Below are 15756 nucleotides of genomic sequence, written 5' to 3' on the forward strand. Positions count from 1 at the left end.
AATACGGGTTATTACGGCATGACTTTGGCCACCACACCCGGCAAGGATGTTTTCCGTCCCCAGTGATTTTTATACTCAGCAATACTGTCCGGTGACTGGATAAGCGCACCGAAACAGCGTGCATAAGTTTGCACCCCGGTAAGACTTTTGACTATAAGCCTTTGGTTGAAGGCCCCGCATATAGCGAGGCCTTCAGGGGTACTAACTGGTGTCAGAACACCAGTATAGCTGGTGCTGCGAATTTTGCCGGTCAGGTGGCTCTTTGCAGCAACAGGTTCCGGATATGGCCAATTGCCTTTGTGGGGTTCAGGCCCTTCGGACACACACTGACACAGTTCATGATGCCACGGCAGCGGAACACGCTGAACGGATCGTCCAGGTTCGCCAAACGCTCTGCCTGAGCGGTATCACGGCTGTCGGCCAGGAAGCGATAAGCTTGCAACAGACCAGACGGACCGATGAACTTGTCCGGATTCCACCAGAAAGACGGGCAAGCGGTAGAGCAGCAGGCACAGAGAATACACTCGTACAGGCCGTCCAGCTTCTCACGATCTTCCGGAGACTGCAGACGCTCGATGGCTGGCGCAGGGTTGTCATTCACAAGGTACGGCATCACTTTTTCGTACTGCTTGTAGAACAGGCCCATATCAACCACCAGATCACGAATGACCGGAAGACCAGGCAGCGGGCGCAAAACCAGCTTGTTGTTCTTGACCACATCGGAAACCGGCGTGATGCAAGCCAGGCCGTTCTTACCATTCATGTTCATACCATCTGAGCCGCAAACGCCCTCACGACAGGAACGGCGAAATGCGACAGTCGGGTCCTTTTCCTTGGCCAGCGCCAAAACATCCAGAACCATCAGATCTTTGCCTTCCGGCAACTCAATCTCAACGTCCTGCATGTAAGGGGCGTTGTCAGTTTCCGGGTTATAACGGTACAGACTTACCAACATTTTCAGGATACCCCCTTAGTAGGTCCGGATCTTCGGCTCGAAGGTCGGAACCGTTTTCGGTGCAAAGTTCACGTCACGCTTGCCAACGCGCTTGTCCAGCGGGAAGTACATGGAGTGCTTCAGCCAGTTCTCGTCGTCACGCTCGGTGAAATCGTTACGGGCATGGGCACCGCGGCTTTCTTTACGCTCAATCGCAGACTTGGCGGTCGCATAGGCAACTTCGTACAGGTTGTCCAGTTCCAGCGCTTCGATACGGGCGGTGTTGAATGCCTTGCTGGTATCAGTCAGCTTGGTCTTGCGAACCCGCTCACCGATTTCTTCCAGCAGCTTCAGGCCCTTCTCCATGCTTTCGCCGTCACGGAACACGCCGAAGTAGAGCTGCATGCAGTTCTGCAGGTCTTTACGAACCTGAGCCACATCCTCACCCTCACTTGCACTGTCCAGACGCTCCAGACGAGCCATGGCACGCTTGATGTCTTCGTCGCTTGCGCCGTCGACCTCGAAACCACCACGCAGCTGCTCCTCAATGTGCAGGCCAGCCGCACGACCAAAGACCACCAGATCCAGCAGAGAGTTGCCACCCAGACGGTTAGCACCGTGTACAGACACACAAGCGGCTTCACCGCAGGCAAACAGGCCCGGAATCGGCTTGTCGTTGCCGTTTTCATCCTGAGTCAACGCCTGACCACCAACGTTGGTCGGAATGCCGCCCATCATGTAGTGACAGGTCGGAACCACAGGCACCGGCTCTTTGACCGGATCAACGTGAGCAAAGGTACGGGACAGCTCACAGATACCCGGCAGACGCAGGTTCAGGGTTTCTTCGCCCAGGTGATCCAGCTTCAGCAGTACGTGATCCTTGTCGGGACCACAGCCGCGGCCTTCCAGAATTTCCAGAACCATGGAGCGGGCAACAACGTCACGACCAGCAAGATCTTTGGCGTTCGGAGCATAACGCTCCATGAAACGCTCACCTTCGGAGTTGATCAGGTAACCACCCTCACCCCGGCAACCCTCAGTTACCAGCACACCGGCACCGTGGATACCGGTCGGGTGGAACTGCCACATTTCCATGTCCTGAACCGGGAAGCCGGCACGCAGGGCCATACCGATACCGTCACCGGTGTTGATCAGGGCATTGGTGGTTGACGCATAGATACGACCGGCGCCACCGGTTGCCAGAACGGTCGCCTTGGCCTTGATGTAGCAGACTTCACCGGTCTCAATTTCGATACCGACAACACCGACCACTTCATCTTTACTGTTCTTGACCAGGTCCACGGCGTACCACTCGTTCAGGAACGAAGTGCCGCCTTTGAGGTTAGCCTGGTATAGCGTGTGCAGCAGAGCATGACCGGTACGGTCGGCTGCGGCACAGGTACGGGCAGCCTGACCGCCCTTACCGTAGTCCTTGGACTGACCACCGAACGGACGCTGATAGATACGCCCCTGCTCGGTACGGGAGAACGGGAGGCCCATGTGCTCGAGCTCGAACACTGCCTGCGGACCGACGGAGCACATATACTCAATCGCGTCCTGGTCACCGATGTAGTCAGAACCTTTCACAGTGTCGTACATGTGCCAGCGCCAATCGTCGTTGGGATCAGCGCTGGCGATCGCACAGGTAATACCGCCCTGGGCGGATACCGTGTGCGAACGGGTCGGAAATACTTTCGTGATACACGCGGTATCGAGACCGGATTCGGTCAGCTGGAGGGCGGCTCGCATACCGGCACCGCCACCACCGATAACAATCGCGTCGAACGACATGGTCTTGATGTTAGCCATCGATTAAAGCCCCCAAAGAATCTGAATGCCCCACACGACATATACAAACATTACGAGCACACAGGCTGCCTGAAGCAGAAAACGCGGCATCGCGGATTTGATGTAGTCGGTAGAAACTGTCCACAAGCCAACCCACGCGTGCCCGGCAATGGACAGCAGCGCAAGCAGACTGAAGATCTTGAACCATCCCTGAGCAAACAATGCAGACCACGCCTGGTAGTCAACATCGGTGGTCACAAAGAAGCCAAGCAGGAACAGCGTGTACAGAGCTAATACGTAGGCTGTTACGCGCTGGATGATCCAGTCCTGAATACCGTTACGACCAATATTCGTTACACTGTTCATGCCCATACCCAGACTCCTGCCAGAACGATGAGAACAACGGAAACCGCAATCGTGGCTTTCGCGGCGAGGCGCCCGCTTTCAAGCTCTTCGCCAATACCAGCGTCCATCAACAGGTGTTTGATACCTGCAACCAGGTGGTACAGCAGAGCAGACAGGATGCCCCAGATGATCAGCTTCGCCAGGAAGCTGTCCAGCAGCTCATTCACCCGGTTAAAGCCATCTTCTCCGGAAAGGGAGAGATCCAGGCCGTACATCAGGAAGGCAACACCTACGAAGATGATGATGCCGCTGATGCGATGCAGGATCGAAGTAATGGCTGGCAGCGGGAAATGAAACTTGCCGAGATCGAGATTTACTGGTCGTTTGCTATTCACAGCGCTCTCACACTCTCTCTTGGTTCCGCGGGACCGCAAAACGGTGGCGGATGGTTGGTATGTTGGGACCGGAGAATCGGTACGATACCGATAACCGATTGGTTCAGGAGGGCGGATGACTACCCGGTAGCTTGCTATACTCAAGCCCATAAGCCGGTGCATCCCCGATTCCGGGCTACGGATTATAAGGAGACACCCCGGTAATTACAAACTTGCAATCGCCCTCCAGGCCTTGCAGCTTGCAGCCTCTACCCATCTATAAGGCTTATTGACAAAACCATTTTCCGCCCCAAGGGCCCGATATTCCGGATATCCCTCATTTACAAACGGGAAGAAATTTGCCGTTTTCTCCGCCAGTGCATTGACAAAAAAAGCTGACGCCCTATATTTTGCCGCCAGTTTTGCGATAATACGCGCTTTCTGGCGCATCTACACATGCAGAAAAGCTGTTACAGCTAATCAGACAGGAGAGCACCATGACCGACAGGAAAGCCACGCTCTCGGTGGGAGATAAGTCCATTGAGCTACCGGTTTATTCCGGCACCGTCGGCCCTGACGTTATTGACGTACGCGGCCTGGTACAGGAAGGCGTTTTCACCTACGACCCGGGATTTGTATCCACCGCAGCCTGCGAATCAGCCATCACCTACATCGATGGCGCCAACGGCGTGTTGCTGCACCGCGGCTACCCCATTGATCAGCTGGCCGAGCACTCCGACTTCCTGGAAGTCTGCTATCTGCTGCTGAACGGCGAACTGCCCAGCGAAGAAGAAAACAAGCAGTTCCACGACACCATCAAAAACCACACCATGCTGCACGACCAGATGCGCAATTTCTTCAACGGCTTCCGCCGTGACGCGCATCCCATGGCCATCATGTGTGGCGTTGTGGGTGCACTGTCTGCGTTCTATCACGACCAGATGGACGTTTCCGACCCCAAGCAGCGTGAAATTACCGGCCATCGCCTGATCGCGAAAATGCCGACCATTGCGGCATGGTGCTACAAGTATTCCATGGGCCAGCCGTTCATGTATCCGCGGAACGACCTGTCCTACGCAGAGAACTTCCTGCACATGATGTTTGGCACTCCGTGCGAAGAGTACAAGCCAAATCCTGTTCTGGCCAACGCCATGGACAAGATCTTCATTCTGCACGCTGACCACGAACAGAACGCGTCTACTTCCACCGTTCGCCTTGCAGGCTCTACCGGCGCCAACCCATACGCCTGTATTGCGTCCGGCATTGCCGCGCTCTGGGGCCCGGCTCACGGCGGTGCGAACGAAGCGGTACTGGACATGCTGGCCGAGATCGGCGACGAGTCCAACATCGAGAAGTTCATTGCCAAGGCAAAAGACAAGGACGATCCGTTCCGCCTGATGGGCTTCGGCCACCGGGTTTACAAGAACTTCGATCCACGCGCCAAGGTCATGGCTCAGACTGCCCACGAAGTATTGAGCGAACTCGGCCTGGAAAACGATCCGCTGCTGAAAATTGCCCAGCGCCTGGAAAAGATCGCCCTGGAAGACGAGTACTTCGTTCAGCGCCAGCTGTATCCGAACGTCGACTTCTACTCCGGCATCATCCTGAAGGCCATCGGTATTCCGACCTCCATGTTTACCGTTATCTTCGCCATGTCCCGTACCATCGGCTGGTTCTCCCACTGGAACGAAATGGTCAGCGGTGCCAACCGTATCGGCCGTCCGCGCCAGTTGTATACCGGCTCGCCGAAGCGGGATTACCCGAAGAAGTAAGCACACCACTTGCCTTCAACCAGAAAAAAGCCGCTGACTTCAGCGGCTTTTTTTCATTTCCCGGTCAGTCTTTCACCATGCTAACGACAGTCCGCCGGCAGTAGTTTTTCAACAGCGTTCTGACCATAGCAACTCCAGAATAACCCGTTATCGGTGACCTCCGGTTCCAGAACGATGTATTCCGACTCTCCGGTTTCATCAACCCCCATCTCAATGCCGATCACACCACCGTCATAGACATCGATAGTATAGTCTTCACCAGAGCCCCCGAAGGTACCGCCATAACCAAGCTCCGCCATCGAGCCGGGCCAGGCCTGGTGTTCACTGACATAGGCATCGACAGAATCCGTAACCCCCAAGCCTTCCAGGTAGGCATCCTGATAGCGACTTCTCTCTACGTATTCCTGATACTGAGGAATCGCAACAGCGGCAAGTATGCCGACAATGGCCACCATTACGAGCAAGGACGCAGCCCCTCCCCCAACCCCGAGCCTCGGGACGAACAGAGCGAAAAACCAGGCTAACTTGCTCCGCCCCGGGTGAGATACTTCACGCCCTTCCGACAGGGCAATGGCCGCTGCCATCCGCTTGGTGAGCCAGGGATAATCTCCCGTTATTTCGTTGAAGGACATCCAGAAGCCGTTGGTCACAGCCACTTGCCCTACAAATGCGTCCACGTTGATGGTTTGCCAACGGGTATCGCCTGCAGCAATTGCGGCCAGCGCTGCCTTGATGTCGTCCGGTGACTGACAGCAGGCTACACCGTAGCGATCACACGTGTATTCTTCGGCACGCCGCAACGCCGGCCCGATGACAGGCAGCCAGGCCGCGGGTGCCAGCACCGGTCCCCAGGAAAGGTGGCGCCGGTGAATATGACCCAACTCATGACCGATGTAGAAATCAATGGCGTCCGGGCGCGCCTCCAATGCATCAACGACATCGGTGAACAAGACAACAAAATGACGACCAAGAAACTTGGTCGCGAGCGCATTGAAAAAATCAGTCCGCAGCAGGTAGGCTTCCGGTACCTCCTTTACCCCAACCTTTTCGCAACAACGAACAAGTCGGTCATAGAGGTCCGGATATTGCTCGCGACTGATTCGCACCCCAGACCCCTTCAGGTGTGAGATGAAAGCCGAATGGGCAAAGAGGAAGAACACGTACCCCACCAACAGATACAGCAAGACTATACCCAGCGTACCCAGTATCAGAGCCAGCCAGATGGCCACAGCAAGCACCGCCGTCACCAGCAACAACGGTTTTTCATGTTTGTATACCAGATTCATTTACTTCCCTCACGAATAAACTACAGGCGGCATCACGGCCTCCCCCATTCGCTTAACAACAAGGACAAGAAGTACCGAGAGACCCAAAAAACTAATTTCTCACGGCCTGTACGCATCCATGCGGCTAGCCCGCTAAGTATAAGAATGCCTTGAAGCGCCTGCTATCGTATGCGCCTGAAATAAGCAGATAGTTTACCGGTCTGTGATTGGCGTCATGCCTGCGTTGACCATTCTGTGAGCCCCGACCAATGGATAGCCCGCGAGCGGTCGAAAAGGGTTTCAATCCTTTCGGCTCGATTTCATAATCAAAGCACACTGACACTCACCGACTGGAGCAAATCAATGACAACAACGGTAGCGTTTATTGGCCTGGGCGTAATGGGTTATCCCATGGCGGGGCATTTGGCCAACGCAGGACTTTCTGTCCGTGTCTGGAACCGGTCTGGCGAGAAGGCAAAACAATGGGCGTCAGAACATTCAGGGGCCGCATGTGATTCGATCGCGCTCACTGTCAGAGACGCAGATTTTGTCATGACCTGTGTTGGCGCTGACAAAGATCTGATCGAAGTATTTGAAGGCGACGAGGGAATCATCGCAAACGCTCCAGAGGGCGCCATCCTGATTGACCACACGACGGCATCTGCAGGGATTGCCGAACGCCTGGCCAAGTCCGCTGGCGCCCGCAAACAGGCTTTTATCGATGCGCCGGTCTCGGGCGGTCAGCAAGGCGCCCAGAATGGCGCACTCACCATCATGTGCGGCGGCCCCGAGCAGGCGTTCGAAAAAGCCAGGCCGATCATGGCGCACTACGCTCGTGCGCTCAACCTGATGGGCCCGGCGGGCAGCGGACAGAAAACCAAGATGGTTAACCAGATTGCCATTGCCGGGTTGGTTCAGGGGCTTTCAGAGGCGCTGCACTTTGCCGAACAGGCAGAGCTGGATGTACGCAAAGTGGTGGATGTGATTTCCAAAGGTGCGGCGCAGTCCTGGCAGATGGAAAACCGTTCAGGAACCATGATTGACGGTGAGTTCGATCACGGGTTTGCGGTTGACTGGATGCGGAAGGATCTGGGGATCTGCCTGGAGGAGGCAAGAAAAGTGAATGCGTCGCTGCCGGTTACCGCACTGGTAGACCAGTTCTACGCAGACGTGCAATCCATGGGCGGGCGGCGCTGGGACACATCGTCTCTCATACAGAGACTACGCAAGTTCCGTTAACGCGCCAGCGTATACGAGAATAACACACCCTCGCCTTCTCAAAGGCGGGGGTGCGCCCCCATCTGGCCTACTTTTTCTTGTCTCGCGGTACCCAGCGACCATTTTCATACCACGCTGACCACCCCGTCGCCTTGCCGTCTTTCTCCGACATGACGTACTGCTCTTTTGATTTTCGGCTATAACGAATTACCGTCGGGTTGCCTTCCGGATCCTTTTCCGGGGCATCCATCAGATAATCGTATTTCGGGTCGATTTCCTTGCGGTGCGGCTTGATCTCCATCACCAGTGGCGGCCGGGTTTCCCGATTTTTCGGGAACTTGCTGGCTGCCAAAAACAGGCCGGACGCCCCATCACGAAGTACGTAGGTATCGTCCACCTTATCGCACTTGAGCTCTGGCATCGGCACCGGGTCCATTTTGGGGGGTGCCGGCTCACCATTTTTCAGCAACTTACGGGTGTTCTTGCATTCGCTGCTGGTACAACCGAAGTACTTGCCGAATCGGCCGGTCTTGAGCTGCATCTCGGAGCCACACTTGTCACACTCCAGCGTCGGCCCATCATAACCTTTGATACGGAACGTACCCTCTTCAACCTCGTACCCTGAGCAGTCCGGATTGTTACCACACACATGCAGCTTGCGCTTCTCGTCGATCAGATAGCTGTCCATGGCCGTTCCGCATTTCGGACAGCGGCGCTTTTTCCGGAGCAGTCGGGTTTCGCCTTCCCCTTCCACGTCGTCGTCAGCGCTCACCACTTCGTCACCAGACACCAGGTTAATGGTGGTCTTGCAGCGCTCCTTGGGTGGCAGCGAATAGCCGGAGCAGCCCAGGAACACCCCGGTACTGGCCACCCGGATCTGCATATTCCGGCCACAGCTCGGGCACGGTATATCGGTTTCCGTGGGAGTATTCGCGCGCATACCGCCATCCGTCTTTTCAGCGCTTTCCAGCTGATTACGGAATTTGGCGTAGAAGTCATTCAGCACTTTTTTCCACTGAACCTCGCCCTCGGCGATCTCGTCCAGCTCATCTTCGAGGCGCGCGGTGAAATCGTAATCCATCAGATTCGGGAAGGATTCCGCCAGTCGCTCGGTAACGATTTCGCCCATTTTCTCCGCGTAGAAGCGGCGATTCTGAAGCTTTACGTAGCCCCGATCCTGAATAGTAGAAATGATGGACGCATAGGTGGACGGCCGGCCGATCCCCTGCTTCTCGAGCTCTTTGACCAGGCTGGCTTCGGTGTACCGGGGCGCCGGCTTGGTAAAATGCTGGGTCGGATCCAGTTTCTTGAGATCCAGGGGCTGATCCACCTTGATATCCGGCAATGCCACGTCTTCATCTTTCTTGGAGGACTGCGGCGCAGCCTTCAGGAAGCCGTCAAACTTGACGATTCGACCCCGGGTGCGCAGCTCGTAGTCGCCGTTGGCCACCACAATAGAGGTACTCAGGAATTCGGCATCTGCCATCTGACAGGCAATAAACTGGCGCCAGATCAGGTCGTAGAGCTTCTCTGCGTCTTTTTCCAGGCCGGTAATATCCGTTGGCCTGCGAGCAACATCGGTCGGGCGAATCGCTTCGTGAGCTTCCTGGGCGCCCTCCTTGCTGCCATAGACCCGCGGCTTCTCAGGCAGATAACGTTCGCCAAACTGCTTCTGGACGAAGTCACGACAGCTGGATACGGCATCCTGGCTCAGATTGGTGGAATCCGTACGCATGTAGGTAATGAAACCGGCCTCGTACAATCGCTGGGCCAGCATCATGGTTTTCTTGACGCTGAAACCCATGCGGTTACTGGCCGCCTGCTGCAGCGTGGAGGTAATAAAGGGTGCAGACGGACGGGATCGGGTCGGCTTGTCTTCGCGCTTGGCCACCTTGAAGCCGCCAGCCTTGAGCCGCTCAACGTGCTCCTTGCTCTGAACTTCGTTGACAGGGCGGTAGGGCTTGTCGTTATAGCGGGTTACTTCGAACCGGACCGGGTCTTTGGTGCCTTCTGCAGCCAGGTCTGCATGCAATTGCCAGAACTCTTCCGGCACAAACTTACGGATCTCCCGCTCCCGTTCCACTATCAGTCGTACGGCGACGGATTGCACACGGCCCGCAGACAGACCGCGGGCAATCTTTGCCCACAACAGCGGCGAGACCATATAACCCACAACGCGGTCCAGGAACCGGCGGGCCTGCTGAGCGTTCACCCGGTTGTTATCCAGGTTGCCCGGATCCTTGAAAGCTTCCTGAATCGCCCGCTTGGTAATCTCGTTGAACACCACACGACGGTATTTGTCCGGCTCGCCGCCAATGGTCTCCTGAAGGTGCCAGGCAATCGCCTCCCCTTCCCTATCCAAATCCGTTGCCAGATAGATGTGGTCGGCAGACTTGGCCAAACGCTTGAGCTCGCTGACCACCTTTTCCTTGCCGGGCAGAATCTCGTAACGGGCGCTCCAGTCATGGTCAGGATCAACACCCATACGGGCTACCAATTGCTCCCGGGCCTTACGCTTCTTGTGCTCGGCTTTCTCGTCCGGGCTCATCTTGCGCGTGGCCGCTGCCTGTTTCGCCCGTTCTTTCGGGTCTGACTGGCTGCCGCTGCCACTTACGGGCAGGTCACGGATGTGGCCAACACTGGACTTCACGATAAAATCCGAGCCCAGGTACTTGTTGATGGTCTTCGCTTTCGCTGGCGACTCGACAATAACGAGACTTTTACCCATATCGGAGATCTGTATCCTTGGCGATCAATCGGTCAATATCTGAACAGAACCGTAAACTCGCATAAAAATCAGGCAACTGGAAAACACAAAGGCTGCCATTCTGTATAGGCTCACTGTTTTACAGGGTCAAGATTGGCAAGACAACCCATTCTTTGATTTCAATCAGGCTTTTTTCCGGGTTCCGTCGCATTTTGCGCGTCCGGAAACAGGAAGGCCCGGCGTATGCCGGGCCTCCTGACTGAGCTCACTAATCAGATACTCCTGATCAGATACGCTCCCACACAGTGGCAATGCCCTGACCAAGACCGATACACATGGTGGATACACCAAGCTTACCGCCTTTGGCCTGCATGATATTCAGCAGTGTGGTGGAGATACGGGCACCAGAGCAGCCCAGCGGATGGCCAAGAGCAATCGCGCCGCCGTTCAGGTTCACCTTCTCTTCCATGACGCCCAGCAGTTTCAGGTCTTTCAGAACTGGCAGGGACTGACCAGCGAAGGCTTCGTTCAGTTCCCAGAAGTCAATATCTTCAACTTTCAGGCCTGCACGCTTCAGCGCCTTCTTGGTGGCCGGTACCGGACCGTAACCCATGATCGCGGGATCGCAACCAGCCACGGCCATGCTGCGGATCTTGGCAATCGGGGTCAGACCCAGAGCTTCTGCCCGCTCAGCGGACATCAGCACCATGGCAGACGCACCATCGGTCAGCTGGGAAGAGGTACCGGCAGTCACCGTACCGTTTTTCGGATCAAATGCCGGGCGCAGCTGGCCAAGGGACTCAGCTGTGGTTTCCGGACGAATGGTCTCGTCTTCTTCGATCAGCTTCACAAAGCCGTTTTCGTCGTGGCCTTCAATCGGAACGATTTCGTTCTTGAAGCGGCCTTCCTGGGTGGCCTCGTGGGCCAGGCGATGGGAACGGGCGCCGAACTCGTCCTGCTGCTCACGGGTGATACCGTGCATTTTGGCCAGCATTTCCGCGGTCAGGCCCATCATGTTGGATGCCTTGGCGGAGTACTTGGAAGCAGCCGGGTTGTGGTCGAAACCTTCGGTCATGGGTACGTGGCCCATGTGCTCAACACCACCGACCAGGAACACATCACCGTTACCAGTCTGGATAGCCTGCGCCGCGGTGTGGATAGCGCTCATGGCGGAACCACACAGACGGTTTACGGTCTGGGCAGCAGACTCGTGCGGGATACGGGTCAGCAGGGAAATCTGCCGCGCCACGTTAAAGCCCTGCTCCTTGGTCTGGTTTACACAGCCCCAGATCACATCTTCTACTTCTTTCGGGTCGAGCTTCGGGTTGCGCTCAAACAGTGCTTCAATCAGCGCAGCCGACAAAGTCTCGGCACGTACGTTGCGGAAACAGCCGTTTTTGGCACGACCCATCGGAGTCCGCACGCAATCGACGACGACAACGTCTCTCGGATTAAGGCTCATAGATCTTTCTCCGTTCGGAAATCTCGTTAGGGTTAGCCAAAGAACTTCTTGCCAGTCTTGGCCATTTCACGCAGCTTCTCGGTCGGCGCGTACAGCGGGCCAAGATCTGCGTACTTGTCTGCCAGTTCGACGAACTTGTCGACGCCCATGTCGTCGATGTAGCGCAATGCACCACCACGGAACGGAGGGAAGCCGATACCGTAGATCAGGCCCATGTCTGCATCGGCCGGGTCTTCAACAATGTTGTCTTCCAGGCAGCGAACGGTTTCCAGGCACAGAGGAATCATCATGCGGGCGATGATTTCTTCTTCATCGAAGTCTTTGCTGCCGTCAACCACAGGCTCGATCAGCTTGTAGGTTTCTTCGTCGACAACCTTCTTCGGCTTGCCCTTCTTGTCTTCTTCGTACTTGTAGAAGCCCTTGTCGTTCTTCTGGCCGTAACGGTTGTTCTCGAACATCACGTCAATGGCAGACTTGAAGTCGGCCTTCATGCGCTCGGGGAAACCGTCAGCCATAACTTCGTTGGCGTGCTTGGCAGTATCCATGCCGACAACGTCCAGCAGGTAAGCCGGGCCCATGGGCCAGCCGAACTTTTCCATCACCTTGTCGATCTTCTGGAAATCGGCGCCGTCACGTACCAGCGCGGCAAAACCACCGAAGTACGGGAACAGAACACGGTTAACCAGGAAGCCCGGGCAGTCGTTGACGACGATCGGGGTCTTGCCCATCGCTTTGGCGTAGGCAACCGTAGTCGCGATAGCGCGGTCACTGGTCTTCTCACCACGGATAACCTCAACCAGCGGCATCATGTGCACCGGGTTGAAGAAGTGCATGCCACAGAAGTTCTCCGGACGCTTCAGGTTTTTGGCCAGAAGGTTGATGGAGATAGTGGAGGTGTTGGAAGTAAGAATGGTGTCTTCGCGAACTGCATCTTCAGTTTCACGCAGAACAGCATCTTTCACCTTGGGATTCTCAACAACCGCTTCAACCACCAGGTCGACGTTCTTGAAGTCGCCGTAGTTGAGGGTCGGAGTGATCGCGTTCAGCACGTCGCCCATCTGGCCGGCGTCCATCTTGCCCTTGGCAACACGCTTGGACAGCAGCTTCTTGGCTTCATTCAGGCCCAGCTTGATGCCGTCCTGATTGATGTCCTTCATGATGATCGGTGTGCCCTTCAGTGCAGACTGGAACGCAACACCGCCACCCATGATTCCGGCACCCAGTACAGCGGCCAGATTCACATCAGAAGCTTCTTTTTCCCAGGCACTGGCTTTCTTCTTCAGGGCCTGGTCGTTCAGGAACAGACCAACCAGACACGCGGCAACATTGGTCTTGGCCATCTTGGCAAAGCCTTTGGCCTCTACCTCAATCGCCTTGTCGCGGGTCATGCCGGCATGCTTCTGCATGGTCTTGATCGCTTCCACAGGCGCCGGGTAGTTCTTGCCAGCCTTGCCGGCCACGAACGCCTTGGAAATCTCGAATGCCATCATGCTTTCCATGGCATTGAGCTTGATCTTGCCTTTCTTTTCTTCACGGCGAGCCATGTGGTCCAGCTTGCCTTCATTGCACTGCTTGATGATCGCAACGGCAGCTTCAACCAACTTGTCAGCGCCAACAACAGCGTCAACAGCACCGGTTTTCAGAGCGGCATCAGCGCGGTTTTCAGTACCACCAGCAATCCACTCAACCGCATTGTCCACACCAACCAGGCGGGACAGGCGAACAGTACCGCCAAAGCCCGGGAAAATACCCAGCTTCACTTCCGGCAGACCTACCTTGGCCTTGGGAGCCATGACACGATAGTCGGTCGCCAGGCACATTTCGAAACCACCACCCAGAGCGATACCGTTGATAGCGGTAACCGTCGGGAACGGCAGGTCTTCAATGGCGTTGAATACTTCGTTGGCCTTGAGGTTGTTGGCCACGAGGTCTTCCTCGGAACCGGCAAACAGCTCGGTAAACTCGGTGATATCAGCACCGACAATGAAGCTGTCCTTGGAGCTGGTTACTACCAGGCCTTTCAGGTTCTTCTGGGATTTGAGTGCTTCAGCTGCGGCGCCCAGCTCTTCGATGGTGAGACGGTTGAACTTGTTGACTGACTCGCCTTGCAAGTCGAAGTCCAACTGAGCGATCCCGCCTTCGATCTCTTTAACCGTGATGGCTTTACCTTCGTAAATCATCAACTGATCTCCAGTCTGTGTTTGGAACTGCTGACAACCGGCGGGCGTTAGCCACCATGCCGGCTGTTTGTGCAGCGAGATTTCGGTCACTGCCCGATCTTCCGATCCAAAAATTCATACAGTCGTTTGAATCGTGAGGGCACACGATGAAAAAAAAAGACGCGTTTGTCAATTTGTTTCTGAATGAAACCTGCAGAAAAAAGGGAGCTGACTCTGTAAGCGCCGGAAACTACTTGATTAGCCGGCAGACTTACTTTAACTTCGGGTTGCGACTTTAGTCCACAATAATAAAACAGCATTACGGAGACTCATCCGATGAAAGACGCCCGCCTGCGGATCCAGTCGTTGATTGCCGCGTTCATTCTTCTCGCCCTGACGGCTTTGAGCGCCAAAGCCCAGGAAACCGGAGCAGAGTTTCTGTCTGACCTCCACGATTTCCGGGTCAACAATTACCTTGCCCTCGATGCCTTTTACAACTTCAGTGCGACCGGCGATACCGAAACGCTGAACCGGATCGTTGTCGGAATTAACAACTCCAACGATGCCATGAATTCCGTGGTGGCCAGTACCAGCGGGGTTCTTTCTGAGCAGCAGGTTGAGGAACTGAACCAGGCCTTCGACCAGTTCAAAAACCTGATGCGCGGCAACATCAATGAGGTACGTGACCGGGGCTACCCGGATCTTCGTCTGATGGCCGACCTGGCAAACCAGGCCCTGAGCATGAATAACCTGGCCACCGAACTCTATTCGGTTGCACAGGAAAGCAGCGGAATTAAGGCGAATACCCGTATTGAGTCGGCTCGTTCAGCCGCTGTTGTCATGGCCCAGATGATGGCGCGTTATGCCGCCAGAACGCACTCGTCCGTCGCCCAGACCTTTCAGGGCGCCTCCAGCGAAGTTCCGCTCGACGAACAGGCGAAGACATTCGATCAACTCCTGTCCTCACTCAGGGCCGGCTCAACAAACGGCGAACTCAAGACTGCCCTGGACGATGTCGCTTCCAAATGGCAATTCATCCGTGGCTCGTACATCAACTACAACGAGAACAACGTGGGCTTTGTGATTGATCGCTACTCCAAAGGCATCATTGAAGGCCTGACCAACGCCATTGACCTGCTGCGCGCCAGCGCCTGACGCTCTTCCGGGGTGAGCGGCCAGCTCACCCCAGCCAAATCCCTCCCCCGGTTGATACCGGTCAGCATGACAAAACACTTTCCCCGGTATACTCTCGGTACTATTCTGAACATATTCCCCAAGTACGAAGGAGCGCTAAGTTATGTCCACCTATAAGAAAATGCTGGTTGCCATTGATCTGACTGAAGAGGCACCACAGGTTCTGAACAAAGCCAAGGCGATGTGCGATGCCCAGGGAGCCGAGTTGCTGCTGGTTCACGTTGTTGAGCCGGTTGGCTACGCCTATGGTGGCGATATTCCTATGGATCTGTCTGAACTGCAGGATCAGTTGGACAAAGCCGCTCGTGAACAGCTGGGCAAGTATGGGGATGAATATGGTATTGCAGCGGCCAACCAGGTGGTAACCGTCGGCCGGCCAGAATCGGAAATCCACCGGCTGGCCAAGGAGCACAACGTTGATCTGGTGATCGTGGGAAGCCATGGCCGTAAAGGCTTCCAGTTACTGCTTGGCTCAACGGCCAACGGCGTTCTTCACGGCACGGAGTGCGATGTACTGGCCATTCGTATTCATTGAGAC

General features: G+C 55.6%; 13 protein-coding genes. 4 read left to right on the top strand and 9 right to left on the bottom strand.

What is annotated here, in order from left to right; translation table 11 throughout:
* Nucleotides 1-250: 250 nt before the first annotated feature.
* From ACF8YQ_RS09640 to ACF8YQ_RS09660, 5 genes are all read right to left on the bottom strand, one after another.
* Nucleotides 251-955, bottom strand: coding sequence for a succinate dehydrogenase iron-sulfur subunit (locus ACF8YQ_RS09640; protein WP_011784661.1), 705 nt, complete (start codon nt 953-955; stop codon nt 251-253).
* Nucleotides 956-970: 15 nt separating this feature from the next.
* Entirely contained in the window at nt 971-2743 is a 1773-nt protein-coding gene (gene sdhA / locus ACF8YQ_RS09645) for a succinate dehydrogenase flavoprotein subunit (RefSeq protein ID WP_011784660.1), read from the bottom strand.
* A 3-nt stretch (nt 2744-2746) separates the two neighbouring features.
* Nucleotides 2747-3088, bottom strand: coding sequence for a succinate dehydrogenase, hydrophobic membrane anchor protein (sdhD, locus tag ACF8YQ_RS09650; RefSeq protein ID WP_011784659.1), 342 nt, complete (start codon nt 3086-3088; stop codon nt 2747-2749).
* Complete coding sequence (gene sdhC / locus ACF8YQ_RS09655; protein ID WP_011784658.1) at nt 3085-3462, bottom strand: succinate dehydrogenase, cytochrome b556 subunit; 378 nt, start codon at nt 3460-3462, stop codon at nt 3085-3087. The genes sdhD and sdhC overlap by 4 nt, the downstream gene beginning before the upstream one ends.
* A 204-nt stretch (nt 3463-3666) precedes the next feature.
* Nucleotides 3667-3891, bottom strand: coding sequence for a hypothetical protein (locus ACF8YQ_RS09660; RefSeq protein WP_396621250.1), 225 nt, complete (start codon nt 3889-3891; stop codon nt 3667-3669).
* A 47-nt stretch (nt 3892-3938) separates the two neighbouring features.
* Between ACF8YQ_RS09660 and gltA the strand changes: the two genes are divergently transcribed.
* Complete coding sequence (gene gltA, locus ACF8YQ_RS09665) at nt 3939-5213, top strand: citrate synthase (RefSeq protein WP_206852211.1); 1275 nt, start codon at nt 3939-3941, stop codon at nt 5211-5213.
* 80 nt (nt 5214-5293) lie between these two features.
* Here gltA and ACF8YQ_RS09670 read toward each other — a convergent pair whose 3' ends face one another.
* Nucleotides 5294-6499: a M48 family metalloprotease gene (locus ACF8YQ_RS09670; RefSeq protein ID WP_206852217.1), complete on the bottom strand. Its 1206-nt coding sequence runs from the start codon at nt 6497-6499 to the stop codon at nt 5294-5296.
* 342 nt (nt 6500-6841) lie between these two features.
* On the opposite strand from ACF8YQ_RS09670, the gene ACF8YQ_RS09675 reads away from it, so the two are divergent.
* Nucleotides 6842-7717 carry an NAD(P)-dependent oxidoreductase gene (locus ACF8YQ_RS09675; RefSeq protein ID WP_206852218.1) on the top strand — a complete coding sequence of 292 codons (876 nt, stop codon included), beginning with the start codon at nt 6842-6844 and terminating at the stop codon, nt 7715-7717.
* A gap of 67 nt (nt 7718-7784) precedes the next feature.
* Here ACF8YQ_RS09675 and topA read toward each other — a convergent pair whose 3' ends face one another.
* The 3 genes from topA to fadB form a co-directional block, all read right to left on the bottom strand.
* Nucleotides 7785-10424: a type I DNA topoisomerase gene (topA, locus tag ACF8YQ_RS09680; RefSeq protein ID WP_206852219.1), complete on the bottom strand. Its 2640-nt coding sequence runs from the start codon at nt 10422-10424 to the stop codon at nt 7785-7787.
* Between the two features lie 265 nt (nt 10425-10689).
* A complete protein-coding gene (gene fadA, locus ACF8YQ_RS09685; protein ID WP_011784654.1) occupies nt 10690-11865 on the bottom strand; it encodes an acetyl-CoA C-acyltransferase FadA in 1176 nt (391 codons plus the stop codon).
* A gap of 32 nt (nt 11866-11897) precedes the next feature.
* Nucleotides 11898-14045, bottom strand: coding sequence for a fatty acid oxidation complex subunit alpha FadB (gene fadB, locus ACF8YQ_RS09690; protein ID WP_153740168.1), 2148 nt, complete (start codon nt 14043-14045; stop codon nt 11898-11900).
* A 315-nt stretch (nt 14046-14360) separates the two neighbouring features.
* Here fadB and ACF8YQ_RS09695 point away from each other — a divergent pair, with 315 nt between their 5' ends.
* Together ACF8YQ_RS09695 and ACF8YQ_RS09700 are read left to right on the top strand one after the other, a co-directional pair.
* Entirely contained in the window at nt 14361-15179 is an 819-nt protein-coding gene (locus ACF8YQ_RS09695) for a hypothetical protein (protein WP_396621251.1), read from the top strand.
* Nucleotides 15180-15321: 142 nt separating this feature from the next.
* On the top strand, nt 15322-15753 hold the full coding sequence (locus ACF8YQ_RS09700) for a universal stress protein (RefSeq protein WP_011784651.1): 432 nt from the start codon (nt 15322-15324) through the stop codon (nt 15751-15753).
* The last annotated feature ends 3 nt before the right edge of the window (nt 15754-15756 follow it).

The organism is Marinobacter sp. W-8, assembly GCF_044342215.1.
In the GTDB taxonomy this organism is placed as follows: Bacteria; Pseudomonadota; Gammaproteobacteria; order Pseudomonadales; family Oleiphilaceae; genus Marinobacter; species Marinobacter nauticus.

Excerpts from the sequence above, each read along its gene's own strand:
- ACF8YQ_RS09670 (WP_206852217.1), bottom strand. The coding sequence starts at position 6,499 with ATGAATCTGGTATACAAACATGAAAAACCGTTGTTGCTGGTGACGGCG.
- sdhD (WP_011784659.1), bottom strand. The coding sequence starts at position 3,088 with ATGAACAGTGTAACGAATATTGGTCGTAACGGTATTCAGGACTGGATC.
- gltA (WP_206852211.1), top strand. The coding sequence starts at position 3,939 with ATGACCGACAGGAAAGCCACGCTCTCGGTGGGAGATAAGTCCATTGAG.
- ACF8YQ_RS09675 (WP_206852218.1), top strand. The coding sequence starts at position 6,842 with ATGACAACAACGGTAGCGTTTATTGGCCTGGGCGTAATGGGTTATCCC.
- fadA (WP_011784654.1), bottom strand. The coding sequence starts at position 11,865 with ATGAGCCTTAATCCGAGAGACGTTGTCGTCGTCGATTGCGTGCGGACT.
- ACF8YQ_RS09660 (WP_396621250.1), bottom strand. The coding sequence starts at position 3,891 with ATGCGCCAGAAAGCGCGTATTATCGCAAAACTGGCGGCAAAATATAGG.
- ACF8YQ_RS09695 (WP_396621251.1), top strand. The coding sequence starts at position 14,361 with ATGAAAGACGCCCGCCTGCGGATCCAGTCGTTGATTGCCGCGTTCATT.
- sdhA (WP_011784660.1), bottom strand. The coding sequence starts at position 2,743 with ATGGCTAACATCAAGACCATGTCGTTCGACGCGATTGTTATCGGTGGT.
- ACF8YQ_RS09640 (WP_011784661.1), bottom strand. The coding sequence starts at position 955 with ATGTTGGTAAGTCTGTACCGTTATAACCCGGAAACTGACAACGCCCCT.
- topA (WP_206852219.1), bottom strand. The coding sequence starts at position 10,424 with ATGGGTAAAAGTCTCGTTATTGTCGAGTCGCCAGCGAAAGCGAAGACC.
- ACF8YQ_RS09700 (WP_011784651.1), top strand. The coding sequence starts at position 15,322 with ATGTCCACCTATAAGAAAATGCTGGTTGCCATTGATCTGACTGAAGAG.
- fadB (WP_153740168.1), bottom strand. The coding sequence starts at position 14,045 with ATGATTTACGAAGGTAAAGCCATCACGGTTAAAGAGATCGAAGGCGGG.